20 protein-coding genes are annotated in these 18987 nt (G+C 51.9%); 16 read left to right on the forward strand and 4 right to left on the reverse strand.

The features are described from left to right. Nucleotides 1-3 precede the first annotated feature (3 nt). Nucleotides 4-750: an HvfC family RiPP maturation protein gene (locus CEK71_RS10290; RefSeq protein ID WP_088619305.1), complete on the forward strand. Its 747-nt coding sequence runs from the start codon at nt 4-6 to the stop codon at nt 748-750. 63 nt (nt 751-813) lie between these two features. On the opposite strand, the gene CEK71_RS10295 is transcribed toward CEK71_RS10290, so the two are convergent. Both CEK71_RS10295 and thiO read right to left on the reverse strand, forming a co-directional pair. After that, nucleotides 814-1827 (reverse strand): quinone-dependent dihydroorotate dehydrogenase, encoded by a 1014-nt coding sequence (locus CEK71_RS10295; RefSeq protein ID WP_088619306.1) that lies wholly within the window; start codon nt 1825-1827, stop codon nt 814-816. Between the two features lie 69 nt (nt 1828-1896). Next, entirely contained in the window at nt 1897-2997 is a 1101-nt protein-coding gene (thiO, locus tag CEK71_RS10300; protein WP_088619307.1) for a glycine oxidase ThiO, read from the reverse strand. A 356-nt stretch (nt 2998-3353) separates the two neighbouring features. Here thiO and CEK71_RS10305 point away from each other — a divergent pair, with 356 nt between their 5' ends. The 5 genes from CEK71_RS10305 (at nt 3354) to CEK71_RS10325 (ending at nt 6514) form a co-directional block, all read left to right on the forward strand. Next, a complete protein-coding gene (locus CEK71_RS10305; protein ID WP_232463802.1) occupies nt 3354-4298 on the forward strand; it encodes a porin family protein in 945 nt (314 codons plus the stop codon). Nucleotides 4299-4437: 139 nt separating this feature from the next. Then, on the forward strand, nt 4438-4692 hold the full coding sequence (locus CEK71_RS10310; RefSeq protein WP_088619308.1) for a type II toxin-antitoxin system Phd/YefM family antitoxin: 255 nt from the start codon (nt 4438-4440) through the stop codon (nt 4690-4692). After that, the gene (locus tag CEK71_RS10315; protein WP_088619309.1) at nt 4685-4960 is read left to right on the forward strand and encodes a Txe/YoeB family addiction module toxin; all 276 of its coding nucleotides are present in this window, start codon (nt 4685-4687) and stop codon (nt 4958-4960) included. The genes CEK71_RS10310 and CEK71_RS10315 overlap by 8 nt, the downstream gene beginning before the upstream one ends. A gap of 22 nt (nt 4961-4982) precedes the next feature. Continuing rightward, a complete protein-coding gene (gene pip / locus CEK71_RS10320) occupies nt 4983-5942 on the forward strand; it encodes a prolyl aminopeptidase (RefSeq protein WP_088619310.1) in 960 nt (319 codons plus the stop codon). Further along, the gene (locus CEK71_RS10325; protein WP_088619311.1) at nt 5939-6514 is read left to right on the forward strand and encodes a UbiX family flavin prenyltransferase; all 576 of its coding nucleotides are present in this window, start codon (nt 5939-5941) and stop codon (nt 6512-6514) included. The genes pip and CEK71_RS10325 overlap by 4 nt, the downstream gene beginning before the upstream one ends. Before the next feature lie 423 nt (nt 6515-6937). On the opposite strand, the gene CEK71_RS10330 is transcribed toward CEK71_RS10325, so the two are convergent. Further along, a complete protein-coding gene (locus CEK71_RS10330; RefSeq protein WP_088619312.1) occupies nt 6938-8395 on the reverse strand; it encodes a M48 family metalloprotease in 1458 nt (485 codons plus the stop codon). Nucleotides 8396-8611: 216 nt separating this feature from the next. On the opposite strand from CEK71_RS10330, the gene tusD reads away from it, so the two are divergent. The 3 genes from tusD (at nt 8612) to CEK71_RS10345 (ending at nt 9786) form a co-directional block, all read left to right on the forward strand. Then, entirely contained in the window at nt 8612-9001 is a 390-nt protein-coding gene (gene tusD / locus CEK71_RS10335; RefSeq protein WP_088619313.1) for a sulfurtransferase complex subunit TusD, read from the forward strand. Between the two features lies 1 nt (nt 9002). Further along, entirely contained in the window at nt 9003-9359 is a 357-nt protein-coding gene (gene tusC, locus CEK71_RS10340; protein ID WP_088619314.1) for a sulfurtransferase complex subunit TusC, read from the forward strand. Nucleotides 9360-9450: 91 nt separating this feature from the next. After that, nucleotides 9451-9786 (forward strand): ASCH domain-containing protein, encoded by a 336-nt coding sequence (locus tag CEK71_RS10345; RefSeq protein WP_088621573.1) that lies wholly within the window; start codon nt 9451-9453, stop codon nt 9784-9786. 95 nt (nt 9787-9881) lie between these two features. Here CEK71_RS10345 and CEK71_RS10350 read toward each other — a convergent pair whose 3' ends face one another. Beyond that, the gene (locus CEK71_RS10350; protein WP_088619315.1) at nt 9882-11432 is read right to left on the reverse strand and encodes an oligosaccharide flippase family protein; all 1551 of its coding nucleotides are present in this window, start codon (nt 11430-11432) and stop codon (nt 9882-9884) included. A gap of 123 nt (nt 11433-11555) precedes the next feature. Here CEK71_RS10350 and CEK71_RS10355 point away from each other — a divergent pair, with 123 nt between their 5' ends. The 7 genes from CEK71_RS10355 to CEK71_RS10385 all read left to right on the forward strand — a co-directional run bounded on the left by CEK71_RS10355 (nt 11556) and on the right by CEK71_RS10385 (nt 18949). Further along, nucleotides 11556-12179: an acyltransferase gene (locus CEK71_RS10355; RefSeq protein ID WP_232463803.1), complete on the forward strand. Its 624-nt coding sequence runs from the start codon at nt 11556-11558 to the stop codon at nt 12177-12179. Between the two features lie 107 nt (nt 12180-12286). Beyond that, nucleotides 12287-12778, forward strand: a complete 492-nt coding sequence (locus CEK71_RS10360) for an SRPBCC family protein (protein ID WP_088619317.1) — start codon at nt 12287-12289, stop codon at nt 12776-12778. 2 nt (nt 12779-12780) lie between these two features. Next, nucleotides 12781-13242, forward strand: coding sequence for a PAS domain-containing protein (locus tag CEK71_RS10365; protein ID WP_088619318.1), 462 nt, complete (start codon nt 12781-12783; stop codon nt 13240-13242). A gap of 69 nt (nt 13243-13311) precedes the next feature. Next, a complete protein-coding gene (locus CEK71_RS10370; protein ID WP_088619319.1) occupies nt 13312-14160 on the forward strand; it encodes a sterol desaturase family protein in 849 nt (282 codons plus the stop codon). Between the two features lie 81 nt (nt 14161-14241). Then, entirely contained in the window at nt 14242-15507 is a 1266-nt protein-coding gene (locus CEK71_RS10375) for a glycosyltransferase family 4 protein (RefSeq protein ID WP_088619320.1), read from the forward strand. Next, nucleotides 15504-16730 carry a glycosyltransferase family 4 protein gene (locus CEK71_RS10380; RefSeq protein ID WP_088619321.1) on the forward strand — a complete coding sequence of 409 codons (1227 nt, stop codon included), beginning with the start codon at nt 15504-15506 and terminating at the stop codon, nt 16728-16730. The genes CEK71_RS10375 and CEK71_RS10380 overlap by 4 nt, the downstream gene beginning before the upstream one ends. Nucleotides 16731-16756: 26 nt before the next feature. Beyond that, a complete protein-coding gene (locus CEK71_RS10385; RefSeq protein ID WP_157679127.1) occupies nt 16757-18949 on the forward strand; it encodes a hypothetical protein in 2193 nt (730 codons plus the stop codon). Nucleotides 18950-18987: the final 38 nt, after the last annotated feature.

Raw genomic sequence — 18987 nt, forward strand, 5'->3', positions numbered from 1 at the left:
GCGATGAAAACCGATTTTGCCGCGACGCAACGCAAATTTGTCGCCCATATCCGCGACCCCGACCACCAGCCTGTGCCTGCCGATGTGCCGCCACCGCGTATGGCGATGTATCGGGAGTTGTTGTTTAATAATATCGACAATTTTTTGGCCAGCAATTTTCCGGTGATAAGGCAATTGCTTGATGATGCCCAATGGTACGCGTTGGCGCAGGATTTCTTCGCCCGCCATGCTTGCAGTTCGCCGTATTTCTCGCAGATACCTGAAGAGTTTTTGGCTTATCTGCAACAGGAGCGCGATAATGCCGGGGACTTTCCGTTTTTGCTGGAGTTGGCGCATTATGAGTGGGCGGAAATGGCGGTCGCCGTTGCCCAAGAACCCAATCCGGCCATTACCCTGCTGCCGGACGACTTGGCGAGGCAGGTGTTAGCCTTATCACCCGTCGCTTGGCCTTTAGCCTATCAATACCCCGTCCATAAAATCGCCCCGACGTTTTTACCTACCGAAGCCCCCGCCCAAGCGACGTTTTTAATCGTCTACCGTAACGTCTTGGATGATGTCCAATTTCTGGAGATTACGCCGATGACCTACCGCCTGTTAGCGCTCTTGCAGGATAATGGGCAAAGCCCAGCCATTGCCAGCCTTGAGCAAATTGCCGCCGAAATGCAGCATCCCCAACCTGAGTTGGTGATTAACGGCGGTTTGCAGATATTAAGGGGCTTGGCGGAAAAGGGTATTGTAATTGCCGCTTAGCGTGGTTTAAGCCAGCCGTTCACGGTACGGCAAGGTTTTTCGCCTTGCCGTAATGGCAGTAGCCTAGAGTCCTGCTAGCACGTCCGCCACTAGCTGTGGGCCGCGATAAATTAATCCGCTATACACTTGCACCAAGCTTGCGCCTGCCGCGAGTTTTTCTTGGGCATCTTCCGCACTGATAATCCCACCTGCCGCGATGATCGGCACCGTCCCATTCAGTTCTGCCGCCAAGCCGCGCACGACATAAGTCGCCTGCTCCTTAACCGGCGCACCGCTCAAACCGCCGGTTTCCTTCGCTAAGGCATGGCCCGCGATGTTGGCGCGGGCGATGGTGGTATTAGTGGCGATGACCCCGTCAATGGCGTAGCTTTTTAAGAGCTGGGCGATGTGGCGGATTTCTTCGTCGCTTAAATCAGGGGCTATTTTCACCACTAAGGGCACATAGCGGCCTTGTTCTTGGTGCAGCCTGAGCTGCTCTTCTTTTAGGTGGGCGATGAGGTTTTTGATCTCGTCGCCTTGCTGTAACTGGCGTAAGTTTTGGGTGTTGGGTGAAGAGATGTTAATGGTGATGTAACTGGCGAGCGGGTAGGCTTTGCGTAGTCCAATCAGGTAATCGTCCGCCGCATCGGCAATCGGGGTGTCAAAATTTTTGCCGATGTTAATGCCCAATATGCCACGGTACGCGCTCTTGCTGACTTGTTGCAGCAAATGGTCTATGCCCAGATTATTAAAGCCCATGCGGTTGATGATGGCTTGGTGTTCGGGAAGCCGGAACAGGCGCGGCTTGGGGTTGCCGGGTTGGGGGCGCGGTGTGACGGTGCCGATTTCGATAAAGCCGAAGCCTAAGGCGGCGAGGGCATCAATATAATCGCCGTTTTTGTCTAAACCTGCGGCCAGCCCGACCGGATTTTTAAAGGTTAAACCCATAATTTCGACGGGGTGGTCGGCCAAGCGAGGGGTGGTTAGCTGGGCTAGTCCGGTGCGGTGTGCGGTTTGGAGCAGTTTTAAGGTGACTTCGTGGGCGGTTTCCGGGTCTAGCGCAAAGAGCAGGGGACGTAATAGCGGGTAAAGGTTCATAAGGTGGGCTTATAGGTAATACGGGGGCAAAAGACGATGCTGTTGTCCCCGTTGGTTTTAAAAAGGGGGTTATTGCAACCTGCCGAATTGGTATAGCTCAGGGTTGACGTGGGGCTGGCGGTTTAGCACTAAATCGGCCAGCAATTGTGCCGAGGCCGGCCCCATGACCAAACCATTGCGGAAATGCCCGGCATTGATGCTGACGTTATCAATATCAGGGTGTCGGGCGATATAGGGTATGCCTTGGGTTGTGCCTGGGCGTAAGCCTGCCCAATGTTTGACCAAAGGGTAGTTGTGCAGCGCGGGCAACAGGTTTAAGGCAAACTGGTTCAGGTCGGTTTTGGCGGTGGCGGTAGTGGTTTTGTTAAAGTCGTCATGTTCGACGGTACTGCCGACCAGAATTTTGCCGTCACGGCGGGGGATCAGATAATGGTCGCCTTCCAGCACCATAAACGGCAAGGTGTCGGGCTGGGCATCGAACAGCAGCATCTGGCCTTTAATCGGGGCAATATCGGGTAAGGTGTCGGTAAGCCCTGCAAACAGGCGTTGGTACAGGCCGCCGCTCCACGCGCCGCTGGTGATGGCCAGATGGTTGACGGCAAAGCGTCCGCGCGTGGTGTCAATGGCTTCGACGTGCTGGTTACGGCAGTGCAGGCCGGTCAGTTCGCAGTGTTCATAAACCGTGATGCCTTTGTTACGCAAATCTTGTTGCAAGGTTTTTAGCAGCCGGGGATTGCGTACTTGGGCAATGTCAGGTAACCATAACGGCTTACTGGGATTGCTGTTGAGATATGCAAAGTAGGCTTCCTCCGGCGCACTATAAGTAACGCCATAGCGTTGGCACCAGCTTATTGCCGCCTGATCATCGGGGTTTTGGGTGATTAACATGCCGCAGGGGGTCCATTCGGGATCCAGTCCGGTATCGGCGAACAATTGCGCCATCAGATTAGGGTAGATTTTCAGGCTTTGCAATACCAGGTCGCTAATGGCTTCGGCTTGTCGCCAAGGGTAGATTGGCAGTAAAATGCCGCCGCCGGCCCAAGAGGATTCTTGGCCGATAAAGCCTTTTTCAATGAGCGTGACGCGGGCGCCGGCGTTATGGAATTCGCGGGCGGTCAGTAAGCCGATGATGCCGCCGCCGATAAGGGTAATGTCTGGAGTTAGGGTCATGGATGTCTGTAAGTGTAAGTGTGCCGCCCCAGTGGCTCTGCTTGGCGTTAAGGCCAAAGTTAGTAAAGTAGTGGGGTAAAGGCGCGTTCAGTGCCGATTATAAGCCAAACTGACAGTGTCCGAAAAAGTATTGCGGGCCTTGGGTGGGGGGATTATTTGTTGTTTTTCGCAGACATAAGGCTTGTTTTAGCTGATTTTTGCTGTTACCTGTTGATAAATAATAAAATATTTGTTAATAAAAAGTTACGTTAATGCTTGTGGGGAAATAGATTTACTGCTAACATGTGTTCCGTCACAGACATTTTGTTGTATTTTAACAAAAGATAACTATAAACAACCTTCACGAGGTCGAAACGATGATGAAAAAAACTAAATTAGTTCTTGCTATCGCTACCGCAACATTAACCATGGCAGGCCTGTTAGTTGCGCCGCAAGCGGATGCAAAATCTAAAGCCAAAAAATACAAACGCAGTGTCACCAGCAGCTACTCCACTAGCAGCTCAGTGCAACGTTATGCAGTGCCTAGCTCCAATGCCCGTGTTGAAGCCTTAGAAGCGCAATTGCAAGCCATGCAATATGAAGTGCAATCTTTGCGCTCACAAGTTAACCGCCCTGCGGTTGACCCAGATTCTGCCAAAGTCCAAGAGTTGGACCAATGGATGAACACGGTTAAGGCTGAGCCTAAGTCTAACGCCAAAAACAATATGGTATTCTTCCGTGGCGGTTATGGTCACGCAGACAGCAACAGAGGCGGCACATTGGATCCTACCGCAGCAGGCGGCAATTCAGGTGGTGTATTGAATGGCGCGATCGGCAATCAAGATGCATGGTACTTTGGCGCTGGTTTTGACTGGAGCCTGAATGACAATCTGTTTGGCATGATGAGCGGCACTGAAGTGTTTGCTGAATTGATGTTTGATTATAAAGAATTGGGCGACCGTGCCGCTAACGGCATTACCCCAGCGATAGGCGCTGCTACAGGACTGCCTGGCGTTAACACCCAAACCGCAACTGTCAACCAATTGACTTTAGCGGCTTCACCAAAAATCAAATTCTTCAAAGGCCAAGCGTTCAGACCATGGGTAGTGCCTGTCGGTTTCGAACTGAGCGTCATCAGCCCACCATCTGACGCGATTACCGTATTAAACCCAGGTATGCAGTTCGGTCTGGGTGCTGACTATAAAGTCTGGCAAAACCTGTATGTCGGTGCGGATGCCCGTTACCACTACGCCCCAGACAATGTTGACGGCATCAACACCAACGGCGTAACTGCTGGTGGTTACCTCGGTATCGGTTTCTAAGCACAACGCTTAAAACCCGGCCAACAAAGGAGGGCGTAACAGCCCTCCTTTTTTTATGCCCGCAAAACAGGTTTTTATTGAGCTGTCGTGTGCTTTGCTTTAGACTTGTACAGATTAAAGTACAACTACAAGGTGGGCTATGCGTATCCTCTCGTTTACCCAAGCAAGAAATAATTTAAAGTCCGTGCTCGATGATGTCATCAACGATGCCGATTGTACAGTTATCACCCGCCGTGATGCCGCTGATGCTGTGGTGATGTCTTTGGATTACTACACGAGTTTGATGGAAACTGTCCACCTGCTCAAATCCCCAGCCAATGCGGCTCATCTCGCCAAATCAATTGAGCAATATCAGGCCGGACTGCTAACCGAGCGTGAGTTGCCGGATGAATAGGCCGGCCAACCACTGTTTGGCGTGGACAGATGCGGCTTGGCAAGATTATTTATATTGGCAGGAACAGGACAGAAAAATCCTAAAACGCCTCAACAAACTCATCGCCGATACGCAAAAAAAACCGTTTACCGGCATAGGCAAGCCGGAACCGCTGCGCGAAAACTTAGCCGGCTTTTGGTCACGGCGCATTGATGAAACCAACCGCTTGGTCTATGTGGTTAATGATAGCCACTTGACTATTCTTGCCTGCCGCTATCATTATCAATGATTAACTGACTCTCCTTTACCTCATGAAGACTCTCTACCCAGAACTCCAACCTTTCCGCACCTTTTTCTTAGAAACCAGTTCGCCGCATTCGGTGTATGTCGAACAAAGCGGCAACCCTGACGGTATTCCGGTCGTTTTTTTACACGGCGGCCCCTGTTCCGGCACCAAGCCCGACCATCGGCGGTTTTTTAACCCCGAACGCTACCATATCATTTTGTTTGACCAACGCGCTTGTGGGCAATCGTTGCCGTTTGGCGAGTTGGAGGGCAACACCACGCAGGATTTACTGGATGATATGGAGCGTATCCGCCAGCATTTAAAATTAGAACAGTGGCTGGTGTTTGGCGGCTCTTGGGGCGGGGCGTTGGCCTTGTTGTATGCCCAACAGTACCCGGTGCGGGTGTCCGGCCTGGTTATCCGTGCGGTTTTTCTGGCACGGCAACAGGATTTGGATTGGTATGCCAAAGACGGCGCCAACCGGATTTTCCCTGAGCAATGGCAAAAGCTGCTCGACAGTTTGCCGGACTCACACACCGGGGATTTGTTGGCGACCTTGTATGTGGTCTTTTGGGGTGAGGATACCGCACTGCAAACGCGGGTCGCTAAGGAATGGTTGGCTTGGGGGGCGTTGACTGCCTTAGGGACAGCTTATCCGTCTAGGGATATGGAGATCACCGGACGCACGTTTGAGCAAATCCGCATGGAATTGAATTTTGCCCGCCACCGTTATTTTATAGCAGAAAATCAGATTCTGACGCGGTGCGGGGTATTGCAGGCCATACCGACACGGATTATTCATGGCCGCCAAGATTTTCTCTGTCCGCTGGAAGCTGGCCATAAACTGCATCAAGCCTTGCCTAACGCCGATTATGTTATCCTGCCCAACGCAGGGCATGTCGCCCAGCATGAGGAAATGATCGACGCGCTGGTCACCGCCACGGATGACTTTGTCCGCCAAGGTGATTTTGGTACGCCGTTATGAGCGCGAAAAAACGTCTGATTATCGCCATGACCGGGGCGACTGGAGCCATTTATGGGGTTAGGATGTTGCAAGTGTTACAGGCGCAGGAACAGTGGGAAACCCATCTGATTATCTCGTCGGCGGGGGTGGTCAATCTCAAGCACGAGTTGGACATGAAACGCGCCGCCTTGTATGCGCTTGCCGATGTCACCCACGGCATTAATGATATTGCCGCGAGCATTTCCAGTGGCGGCTTTAAGACCGAGGGCATGATTATCGCCCCTTGTTCCATGAAGACCTTGGCTGCCGTTGCGCACGGTTTCGGCGATAACCTGATTTCCCGGTCTGCCGATGTGGTGCTGAAAGAGCGGCGGCGCTTGGTGGTGATGCCGCGCGAAACGCCGTTGAACCTGATCCATATCCGCAATATGGCCAGCGTCACCGAAATGGGCGGCATTATGTTTCCGCCGATGCCGGCGTTTTACAGCAAATCCGACTCGATGATGGCGATGGTGAATGAAACGGTCGGGCGGGTGTTGGATATGTTTGGGGTTGACGTGACGGGGTTGTATACGCCTTGGGAGGGGCTGTAGCGGTAGCTAGGGGCGAGGTTTTTAGTGGTTTGCAGGATTGCCCGGCAAAAATGCCGGGCAATAAAAAGCCCGCATAAAGCGGGCGTATTGAGTCGTTATTATTGTTATTATTAGTTAAAAAATTTAACTTAACCCAACTAAATTGACTGATTTTTATTATTGTTATATTGAGCCTTGCGGCTCCTCCTCCCCCTTCTTAGCCAGCTTTTTATGCTGGTCTAACTCTCTAAAAGGTGAGCTATTGTATCCTGAGGAAAACTACCCTGTCTATAAAATGGAAACAGTTTATTTGTAAAAAATCTGTAATAAATAAAAAGCCTAATAAATAGAATTTGTTAGCGAGTCGATAAAATAAAAAAATTTAAAAGTCGGCGGCAAAGACTGCGTTTTGTTAAGCTTGCGTTCAGTTAACGTCATAATGCTTTAGCGGTTTTGTCGCGCTTGTATTTCCTCGGTCATGAAAAAATTAAGCCGTTCGGCCAAAATCGCCGACAATCGTTCGGTCAGGCCTTTGGATTTTTGCGCCAGACGGATTTGCAGGATAGCATCGCGCACTTGTCCGGTCGCATAATAATATTCTGCCAGATAGCGGTGCGATTCGGCGGGTTGGTTGAGGCGGCTATAGACTTGCGCCAGCAGTTCCCAATAAATCGGCAACCGCTGGGTGTTGAGGTTGAGTTGGCTTAAGTTGTCTTTGGCCTGTTCGGCTTTGCCGACTTTAATCAGGGCGCTGATATAGTCGAGCTTGAGGGCTTCATTTTCGGGGTATTGTTCCGACAGTTGCCTGTAGCGTAGCACCGCCGTGCTGAAATCGCGTGCCTCTAAGGCTGTCCGCGCCAGTGCCGTGGCATATTGCATCTGGTTGGGGAAGTTTTTGTGCAATTCTTGGAAAATGGCTTCCGCGTCTTTAAACTTCTGCAATTTTAGAATGCTTAAGCCTAAGCCATAACGGGCGACCAAGCGTTGGTCGGCGGTACCTTGGTTGAGATGTGACTGGAAATATTTTAGGGTATCGGTATCATCAGTAGAGGTGATGACGCGGATTTTGGCTTTGATGAGCTGATACGCCAGCGAATCGGGGTATTGTTTATAGGGATAGGTTTCGGCGCGGCCACGCGTATCGGAAATCCGCGAGGTGGTGACCGGGTGGGTGCGTAAAAATTCCGGCACGTTTTGGCCATAAAAGCGTGTCGATTGCTGCATCCGCTCAAAAAATGTCGGCATACTGCGCGGGTCAAAGTCCGCACCCGCCAAAGTTTGCATTCCTACCCGGTCGGCTTCGGCTTCGTGTTCGCGGGTAAAGTTAATTTGGAATTGGGCGTTGCCCGCTTGGACGGCGATAACGGCCGCCTGTGCCGCCGCAGCGGATTGGGTGCCGAGTAAAATCGCCGCCAGCGTCGCGGCCATGGTCGGGATGGACATGCGGCTGGCGGCTTCCGCGCTACGGTATAGATGCCGCTGGGTAACGTGGCCGATTTCATGGCCGATAACCGAAGCCAGTTCGCTTTCGGCTTCGGTCATTAAAATCAGCCCCGAATTGACCCCGATATAGCCGCCTGGGCCGGCAAACGCATTGATGTCGTTTTCCATAACCACAAAAAAATAAAACGGGTAGGCGGGCGCGTCGCTGTGTGCGACTAAGCGCTGCCCTAAGGTTTGGATATACTGTTGGATTTCGGCATCTTGGCTGACGGTGATTTGGGAATGCAGGCTACGGAAAAAAGCTTGGCCCAATTCTTTTTCTTCTTCGCCAGTCAGCAACGAGCCGGAAGAGTCGCCCAGTTCCGGCAGGTCGATTTTGCCGTTTTCCAACGCGTAGTGGGTGCTGGGAAAAAGGGCGAGGCTTAGCCCTAACAGGAGTGTGGCAGGTTTCAGTGTCATGGTGGAGTATCGGCAAGAGGGGTGGAACATAACGTTAAACTAACAGACCGCTGAGGCCGGAGATAGTTTTTAGGATGCGCAAACGGGTAAAATAATAAGTTCCGATTATAAATCATCCCCACCCTTGTCGCCACTGCCATTACGGTAGTTAATTGCCATTAAAATCATATTATTAGGCTTTTGTTAATTCAGGCTTGCCGCCGTATCGTAGAAATTATGAAATTTGTTTTGCAAATCAATTCCAGCCCTTACCAAGCCAATGCCGGGCGTAGCGCCTGCGCGTTTATTAACGCCGCCTTGGCACAGGGCCATCAGATCCGGCAGGTGTTTTTTTACCATGACGGCATTTACCATGCCCTGAAATATGCCACACCGCCCGATGACGAACCCGCGCAAACGCTGCAATGGCAGGCTTTGGCGCGGGAACACCAAATTGATTTAGTGGTGTGCATTTCCGCCGCGCAACGGCGCGGTTTATTGTGTGCCGATGAGGCGTGGCGGCAAGGCAAGCAGGATGATGATGTCGCGGAGGGCTTCCGTATCGGCGGCTTGGGGCAATTGCTGGCCGCGACCTTAGAGGCCGACCGTTTTATCGTCTGGGGTTAAGATGAAAAAGTATTTGTTTGTGTTGCGCAAACCCGCCCATAGCGGCGCGTTTGTCCAAGAAATGCTCGATATTATCCTCACCACGGCGGCGTTTGACCAAGCTGTCAGTGTGTTATGGTTGGACGCGGGGGTGTTTGCCCTTAAGCGGCATCAGCAGCCTGAGGGTTATGGTTTTAAGGATACCGCCGCTAGTTTGGCGGCGTTAGCCTTGTATGATGTCACCGATCTGTACACCGAAGCCGAAACCTTGGCGGAATATGGCTTGGTGGCCGATGATTTGGCCTTGCCTGTGCAAGTGTTGCCACGTCAGGCTATCGCCGCGTTTATGCAGGATTTTGAGGTGATTTTTTCGGCTTGATCTAACATCCGTACTGATAAAAATAAGCCTTTATGGGGATTTGCGCCATAAACCTTTTATAATGGCTGGTTTTATTGACAAGGAATCCGCTATGGAAAATTTACCGCCCAAAACCTGTGCAATTGAGCGTCTGGTCACTCAGCCTAAATTAGTCGCCGCCGTTAAGGCAGGCGCTAAGACCCAACAACGCCGTGATGGTGTGTATGGTTGGGTTGGCGAGTGTTTCGACTTGGAAGGCATGGCCTTTATTATCACCGATTTAAGCCGCCAACGTCTGGGGGATATGACCGATGAGGATGCCCGTGCGGAAGGCTTTCCGGGTTTGGCCATGTATAAAGACATTATCTTAAAAATGCACACGGGTATGAGCTGGGATGACGACCACTTGGTGTGGGTGCATAGCTTTGCCGCCAAACCGGAAGTTTGACCGATAAGCATTGGTTTTGTAATAGGCGGTGTTAGCGGTAGCCAAGGCTAAGGCCGTTGCAGGGGTGTTTATAGCGGGGCTGTCGCCGCTAACCATCACCCTCGCCGCCGTAATTTCTGCCGGATTTGCCCTTGTTCTTCCGGGCCGCACATAAAGGCATAGAAAAAGCCTGCCGTCAGCAAAACGTAAGCCACGCCCAGCACCCCTAAAATACCTATCCATTGCCAGCGGTTGGCCTGTAATAACCCTAACCACGGCAGCAGTGCGGCCATTAAGCCATAGCCGAACAGGTAGGGTATGATGCCGGGCATGAGTACCGAGCGGATAAAGCGCCAGAGCGTAAGCTTTAAGCGGAAATTGCCGACCAACAGGTAAATCAAGGCGCTGAGGATACGCGCAGCCATGACCAGTACGGCGATGGTGACGACAGTAAAGCTAAAATACTGCCAGACGGTGATTAAGCCGACCCCGACAAAAGCCGCTTGCCAGCCGATGTAGCCAAAGGTGCGGGCAGGGTGGTTGATGCCTTGATAATACGCCGATAAGGGGCCGGTCAGGACGTGCAACTGATAACCCGCACAAGCACAGGCCAGCACTTTGACGGTGTCGGCCATGTTCATTGTGGTAGAGTTGCCTATCCACGCAATAATCAGCCAGGTTGCAAACGGGGCGAGAAAGCCCATCGCCAAGCCATTGAGCAAGTTCAGGTAACGTAAACCTTGGGTGTACAGGCGTTGGATGTCTTCCTGTTTGCCTAAATGATGGGCTTCGGTGATGGCGGGTAGGAAGCTGGCGTTCATGGAGGAAAACACTTGGCTGGCCATGACCGGAAATTTTTGCCCCAAATCTAAAACGGCAATCGCCGCCAAGCCGCTTAAGTAGCCCGCCAGTACCCGTTCAATGGAATACATAGCGACACTCAGCAAGCCGGACACTTGCAAGATGCCGCCATATTTTAAGAAGGTGCCGAAAAATTCGCGGTTGACCAGCCGTAGGCTAATGCGCAAGTCAGGAATGGCACGGTAACACAGGGCGATATAGATCAGCGTGGAAAATATATACCGTGCGAAAAACGCCCAGAGCAACGCTTCGATACCGTAATGCAGGAGCAGTAAGGTGACGATTAAGGCGGTTTCCAGTAAGAAGCTGATAATCCAGACCAGGGTTTGCTGGGCGATTTTTTGTAGCCCGTGCAAGATATAGGCAAACGCGCCGAGGGTCATATCCAGCAACATGGTCGCTAAGGTGCCGAGGATCAGCACTTGCGCGGTGTGCTGTAAGTACGGTGCGACCTTGAAGGTTTGCAGCAGCCACGGCATAGCCAGCCAAATGCCTGACAACGCTAGCACGCTGAAGGTGAATGTTAGCAGTAAGCCGGTGCTGACTAGGCCGCTAATGGCCTCGTGCTGGTTTTTGGCGTTGTATTCGGCGACATAGCGGATATAGACGTTAGACACACCAAACGCGCCCATGCTGACGTAACTTATCAATAAAAAACAGGTCGCCCACAAACCGTATTCTTCCAGTGACACATAATGCAGAATTAACGGCGGCAGGCCGACGCGCGTTAACAGGTATAACAAACGGCCTGCGGTTTGCGCTAAGGTGTTACGGAAAAAAGAATTGCCTGAACGGGGCTTTTTCATAGTCGTCACTGTAATTTTAATAGGCGTTGGCGTAGAGTATAGCCTTGTTGCCCGGTTATCAATACAGGCGGGATTAAGATGCCGTAAAGTTGCGGCATAACAATAATTATAAGGGGGTTACTGATGCGCTTACTGTTGCGTAAATTATGGTGTGCTTTTTTGAGGAAAAATGCCATGCAGTCGGGGCGTTTTGTCGGCCTGTACCGCAAGTTTTGTCGGCCTGACGGCGAGGAATGGGCGCAGTTTTTAAAGCGCCACCATGTCCTGTATCAGATGGGTGAGGATTGTGTCGTTCAGATGAATGTCGAAATCACTGACCCTAAGCATGTCCGGCTAGGTAATAATGTGCGGATGACCGGTTGCACCTTGTTCGGGCATGATGGCTCTATCAATATGTTGAAAAAAATGACCGGACGGTGTTTGGATAGCGTCGGCAAGATAGACATACGCGATAACGTGTTTATTGGCCATCGGGCGATTATCATGCCGAATGTGACGATAGGCCCTAATGCCATTGTCGCGGCGGGTTCGGTCGTCACCCGCGACGTGCCGCCCAATACTATCGTCGGCGGCGTACCGGCCAAGCCTATCGGTACGGTCGATGCCTATCTTCAGCGTTGTGAAGAGCGCACCGAAGCGTTGCCGTGGCGGCATTTGTTGGCGGCGGATAATTTTGCCCCGGCTACGGAGGAATTGACCCGTTTACGTTGTGCGTATTTTTTCCCGCCGGAGGAAAGTGCCGGGTAGTTGGGGGGATACGCTGAAGGTCGGGCTTGCTATTGGCGAAGTTAAGGATAGAATGAAACGACAGCCGAATAAAAATTAAAAATGGCGTTAAGCTAGGAGAAAAAAACATGTTTCCGTTTGACACGACAAAGCCCGTAGTGGGTGAGGCCAGTGTGCTGATTAATCAGCCAAGCACCGATATTTTTATTTTTATTGGCGAGCGTTTTTTTGAAAATTACCCAAAATGGGCGTTGGAAGTTACGCAATTCCAACCCCTTAACGGTTTGACGGTGTTTGTCGGCGCTAAAGCCGAGCAATTGCGCCGTGACCAAGGGCAGGAAATAAAATCCGTTTTTGAAATCACCGAATTTCATCCCTTCATCAAGCTGACCTTCAAAGGCCTTACCGCGCCGTATCAGAATACCTATTATCTGGAGCCGGACGCTAGCGGCGCAACCTTATTGACTTTTAGTTTCGCGCTGTTGGAACTGGAATTGTTCATGCGGCCATTTGAAAAGCTGATCCGTTCCGCCATTGAAGAAGGCGCGGAAAACACCGTCGAAAATATTAAAAAACTCTTATCGGATGATATTGAGGCTTATCACAATCTTGGAGCGTAACCATGAGTTTTGTTGTTGAAAAAGATAATGGCTTAATACCACAAATCCTCTCCGCCATTTTAGACGAGTGCGTCAACGGGGTGACTTTGGCCGACCCGGATATTGAAGGGGCGCCTATTGTCTATGCCAATAAGGCCTTTGAGCGTTTGACGGGCTATGGTAATGACGACATCATCGGCCATAATTGCCGTTTTTTGCAAGGCGTGGACAGGGAGCAGCCGGAGCGTTATCTGATTGCCGAGGCGATGAAAGCCGGGCAAGGCGTTGAGGTGACGTTACGCAATTACCGTAAAGACGGCCAGCTGTTTTATAACCACCTGAAAATAAGCCCTTTGTATGACCGTAAAGGCCGGGTGATTTATTATCTGGGCGTGCAGTACGATGTGACGTATCAAGTCAATGCTAAGCTTGAGATAGCGGAATTGACTAATTTGTTAGGCGCCCTTTCGGGTAAGGGCGAGTAACGGGGCAATGCCAGGTAACGGCTTGGTATTGGCTAAGCCGACACAAACCATCATCCTATAGGTATCATAATGAGTCCGGCAGAATCCCCCGCGCTATTGGCAGAAGCCAGCCAACAGGCCAGTTTGTTGTTTAATGAAGTGCTGTTTGGCTTGGCGATGCTCGCCTTTGCTGTGTTGATGGTCATGGAGCGTGTCCAGCCTTACCGAAAATTTACGAATAAAATCAGTAAGGAATCGTTTGTCACCAATACGACGGCATTTTTGTTCAATAATATTATCCTGACCGCTTTACGCGCTTCGTCGCTGTTTTTTATTGCCCAACGCTTTTCCGGCTTTGGCTTGTTAAGCGAGATGGCGAATGGCCCGTTAAAATGGCTGTTATCGTTTGTCTTGTTCGATTTTTCGATTTATCTCTGGCATCTGCTCAGCCATAAATATGAATGGCTATGGCGTTTCCATAAAGTCCACCACAGCGACAAAAGCTTTAATGTGTCGACGGGCTTCCGTTTTCATGTCTTTGACCTGTTCTTGGAAATTTTATATAAATGCCTGTTTGTGATGATTATTGGCGTGGATGCCTACTTGGTCTTGGCGATTGAGATTATCGAACTGTTTTTTATCTTTTTTCACCATGCCAATTTGGCCTTTAAATACGAAAACCTGATTTCCCAAGTCATCATCACGCCGTCTTTGCACCGTGTCCACCATTCCGCCTTACGCAAAGAGCATGACAGCAATTATGGCATTGTCCTGTCGGGTTGGGATAAACTGTTCGGCACGCGTAAGGAATTGGTGCCGGAAAAAATTGGTTTGGATACGATTGTCGCGGAAAATTTTTTACAGTTGTTTTTTCTGGCTTTTGTCACCGAGCGGCATATCCGGCGGCTGTTGCAGATTATCCCTAAGGGGAAGAAGTAGTTTAAGTGGTTGATGAAGGCAGAAGACGGATAAGCTTAATCAGTATAAATTTTTAACGCCTTTTCAATAAATAGGCAGTCCATGAATAATAACAATAAAATCCGTCTGTTACTGTCGGCTTATCAATGTGGTGTCGGGATGGGGTCGGTATCGCAGATTGGCTGGGAGTGGTATAGCCGCTTGAGCGAATCTTGCCATGTTACTTTGCTGACCCATAGCCGCAACCGTCCGGCTCTGGCCGCTGCGGGTGCGCCATTGGCGGATTCCGAGATTATTTATATTGATAGCGAATGGTTTGCGGGGCCGTTGTACCGCTTTGCGGGCTGGTGTTTTCCGCGTAGTGAGCATCCTAAGTTTCTGATCGCTTCGTTAGATTTTTTCGTTTATGACTGGCTGGCTGTCCGGCAGATGCGCCAACGCCTGAAAGCGGGGCAAGCGTTTGATATTGTCCATGCGGTGACCCCAGTTTCGCCGTTGGCGGCTACCCGTTTGTATAAGCTTGGTTTGCCTTTGGTGCTGGGGCCTTGGAACGGCGGTTTGGCATCGCCTAATACGTTCCCGGAAATTATGCAGGCAGAGTCAAAATGGCTGTATTCCTTACGCAATTTGGGGCGGGTGTTTGATAGGTTGGTGGGGTCTACCCGTCATGCGGCACTGATTTTTACCGCCACCCAAGCCACTTTTGCGGCGATACCCGTACAATATCAGAGCAAATGCCGCTATTTGTTGGAAAATGGCGTTAATTTGGACTTATTCCCGCCCGCACCCTATCCGCCCACCGCTTCCGCCAGCAATCCGTTACAAGTGGTGTTTACCGGGCGGTTGTTGCCGTTTAAAGGTGTGCCGATGTTATTGGAAGCGGTAAAGGCTTTGGTTTTTCCGGTGCAATTGACGATAGTCGGCGAAGGTTCCGAGCGGGGCCGCTTGGAGCAAATGACCGCAGAACTGGGTTTAAGCGATACTGTCCGTTTTACGGGGAATTTGCCCTTAGCTGAGGTTGCGCAGATTATGCAGCAGGCGCATGTGTTTTGCTTGCCTTCGGTGCGCGAATCCGGCGGGGCAGTGTTGCTGGAGGCGATGGCGGTGGCGCGTCCGGTGATTGCTGTTGATTTTGGTGGGCCTTCGGAAATTGTCGATGCGGCGGTGGGAGTAAAGTTGCCCGCCACAGGTAAGGCGGCGGTGGTGGAGGGTCTGATTGCCACATTGACGGATGTCTATGAGCGTCCGCAACATTGGCAAGCTTTGGGGGCAGAAGGTCGCCGCCGGGTTGAGGACAATTTCAGTTGGGCGGCGAAAATCGCCGCCGCTATCGGGTTTTACCGTCAATTAGTGGAAGTACGCCAATGAGCCATTCTATCGCCTATTTAGTCAGCCAATATCCGGCCTATTCGCACACCTTTATTTTGCGTGAGGTGTTGCAATTGCGCCAAGCGGGTATGGCGATTGCCGTCGCTTCGATTAACGCCCCTGATCGCCCCTTGGATAAGCTGACCGAGATTGAACGTGGCGAAGCGGAACAGGTTTTTTATGTTAAAGCCCAAGGGATGTTGAAAGCGGCCTTGGCGTTAGGCAAAACGTTGTTTACCCATCCGGGCGGTTTGTGGCGCGGCGTACGCCATGCCATTAAGTTGGGCGGTTGGGATATTAAGCGCTTGTTGTATCATGGTTTTTATCTGGTCGAGGCCGTACTGGTCGGCCAGTGGTTGCGTAGCCGCCAGCTTAAGCATCTGCATGTGCATTTCGCCACCCCCGCCGCGTCGGTGGGGATGCTGGTAAAAACGGTGTTCGGCACGCGGTTTTCTTTTACTGTCCACGGCCCTGATGAATTTTATGATGCGGCGGGCTATAACTTGCCGGAGAAAATTTTGGCGGCGGATTTTGTTTTCTGCATCAGCCATTATGCGCGTAGCCAAGTGATGAAGCTGTCGCCTGTGCAGGCATGGCCGAAGTTTGATGTCTGCCGTTTGGGGGTCGATACCCAACGTTTTACCCCCAATCGGACTTCGCGCCCTGCTACGCCTTATTTGGCCGAATTGTTGTGTGTCGGGCGTTTGACACCTGCCAAAGGCCAAGCGATTTTACTGGCGGCGGTGGCGCAATTGCACAGCCAAGGCTTTCCGGTCAAGTTGACCTTGGTCGGCATGGGGCCGGATGCCGAAAGCCTGCAAGCTTATGCCGAGCAATTAGGGATTAGCGGTCAAGTCGAATTTACTGGCGCGGTCGATCAAGACCATATTTTGGCGTTTTACCAAGCGACTGATATGTTTGTCCTGCCCAGTTTTGCCGAAGGTTTGCCAGTGGTATTGATGGAGGCGATGGCGGTGGAAATCCCTTGTATCACCACGGCGATTACGGGTGTGCCTGAGCTGATCCAAAACGGTGAGGATGGCTTGTTAGTCGCCGCTTCGGATTGTGATGGTTTAGCGGCTGCTATCCGTGCTTTGGCGACCGATGCCCGGTTGTGTGGCCGCTTAGGAGCAGCCGGACGGCGTAAGGTGTTGGCGGAGTATGATTTATATAATAATACGCAGCATCTGTTGGCGGCTTTTGACAAGCGGCTTAAGGGGTAAGCTTGTTGCCTCTGATGTTGGAAAGCATGGGTAGGACGCACTTTAGCCGCTATGGTTATGCTTTTTGCTGCGTGGTTTTCTGCTGTCCGGTGCTGGCGGCTAGTCCTGAGCGGCATTATCAGGTCGAACCTCAGGCGATCAGTGCCCAAGTGCCGCGTCTGGGCGTTAATTTGGGTGAATGGGTGGCTTGGGGAGCGGGGCAGTTATCCGCGAATGTCTTAAAAAATCCGGGCTTTGAGGGCATTATTGACCGCGCCATTGTGCTGGTGAAGGCAGCGGACGGTGTAAGTTTTAGCGATGATACCGCCTGGACGAAACGCCCCGATGGTTTTTGGGCGGGGGCGCGTTACGATGTGCGTAGCGGCGGGGCGGTCGGACAGCAAGGGTTACTGTTCGATTCTAAAGCGGTAGGCAAAATGGGCTTGCCGGAATTTACCGTCATCGGTAATGCCCCGCCGTTAAGTCCCGGCGATGTGGTCAGCTTGACCCTGACCAATGATAGGCGTTTGCCTAGCCAGTGGTGGTTTGATAACGGCTTATTGCCGGGGCAGTTGACAGTAGTCTCGGAGGATGTCCGCCCGGACAGCCCTGGCTTAAGGTCGCTGGCGCTCAGTCCCTTGCCGGGCAAACCTGTGGAGGTGTTGTCTTATCTGGATAGCATCGGCGACAGGGCAGGGAAGCTGTTGCCCGTTAACGGTAAATGGCAATTGCGCTTGTGGCTGAAACAAAAGTCCCCTGGGGCTAAGTTGACGGTCAGTTTCCGCCGCTTAAACGGCGGGCCGGCTTTTTTTCAGGAAACCCTATCGGCTAGTGGGCAGTGGCAGCAGCTTGAGCGTGAATTTACCGCTCAAGATGTCGGCGCGGCGGGTACTTTATCGTTAAGCTTGCGGGTTGAGGGTACGGAAGGCCAGATAATTGTCGATGATATTGAGTTGGGGGCTGTGGTTAACGCCGCTGAGGGGGCGTTCCGCCCGGAAGTGGTCGCGGCTCTTAAACGTTTGCAGCCGGGCTATTTGCGTGATTGGCAAGGCCAATTGGGCGATACCTTTGCTAACCGCATTGCCGATAGCTTTGCCAGACGCGCCAGCCGTTACCGTCCTGGCGCGGAAAGCACCTTTAGTTATGGTTTGCCGGAATTTTTGCAGTTAGCCGCGACGGTGGGCGCACAGCCATGGGTGATTGTGCCGCCGACGCTAGGGGATGAAGAATTGCAGCAGTTTGGACGTTATTTGGCTAGCCAAGCCGACGTGTGGCATTTTAAAGACGTGCTGGTGGAGTTCGGCAACGAAAATTGGAATTCCGTGTTCCGTCCGGCGGGTATTCCCGCCTATCAGGCGCATGGCGAAGCTGCTACCCGTGCGTTCCGGTATTTGTTGGAAGGGGCAAACCACCATCCCGCCTTACATACCGTGGTCAATGGCCAGTATGTCAACCCGTGGCTATCAGCCAAATATCTCGGCGGTGTCAGTAATGCCCAAACCTTGGCGGTCGCGCCGTATTTTTTGTTTAAACTCAATGCTGATGATGACCTGTTAAGCAAATTGTTTAGCCAAGATGATTTTTACCGTGAGACCCGCGATGCCACACGGATGCAGGGTAAGGAGCTATCGGTTTATGAGGTCAATTTGCACACCACCTCAGGTACGGCCTCTGTAGCCAGCCGCAATACCGCGACCACCAGTGCGGCGGCGGGGGCAGCGTTGGCCCAGCGTTTGTTGACCGGGCTAAATGCGGGCATATCCCGACAATGTTTATATACCTTGGCGCAATACGATGCGTTTGTCGAAGGTCAGCAAAACCCGCGTGAGTTGGTCAAATTATGGGGGATTGTCCGTGATCTGGGGGCTAGCCCCCGCCTGAGGCCGACGGGCTTGGCAATGGAAATGCTGAACAGGGTGTTACCTGCGGCAGTGTATCCGCTTAGGCCTTTAGAGCCGGAAGATAAGACGCTGACCTTGACGGCGTTACAAACCCCTAAAGGCTGGGCGTTAGCCGCCGTTTCCGCTAAGCCGGCCGTGCAAACGATTAAAGTCCGGTTTCCAGATGGGGCAGACAAGCAACATTGGCGGTTGTTAACGTTGGCGAGTGCGGCACCGACTGATAATAACGAAGATGCTGAGCAGGTGCGGATTTTGGAAACGCCGTTGGCGGCTCAGGGAGGGGAGTTGGGTTTTGCCATACCTGCGTATGGGTTTGTGGTGGTGTCGGCGGGGCAATGAAGGGCAGTGAGGCGTTGCCAAGCAACGCCTTACCGCCA

It is taken from the genome of Methylovulum psychrotolerans (assembly GCF_002209385.1).
Lineage (GTDB): Bacteria > Pseudomonadota > Gammaproteobacteria > Methylococcales > Methylomonadaceae > Methylovulum > Methylovulum psychrotolerans.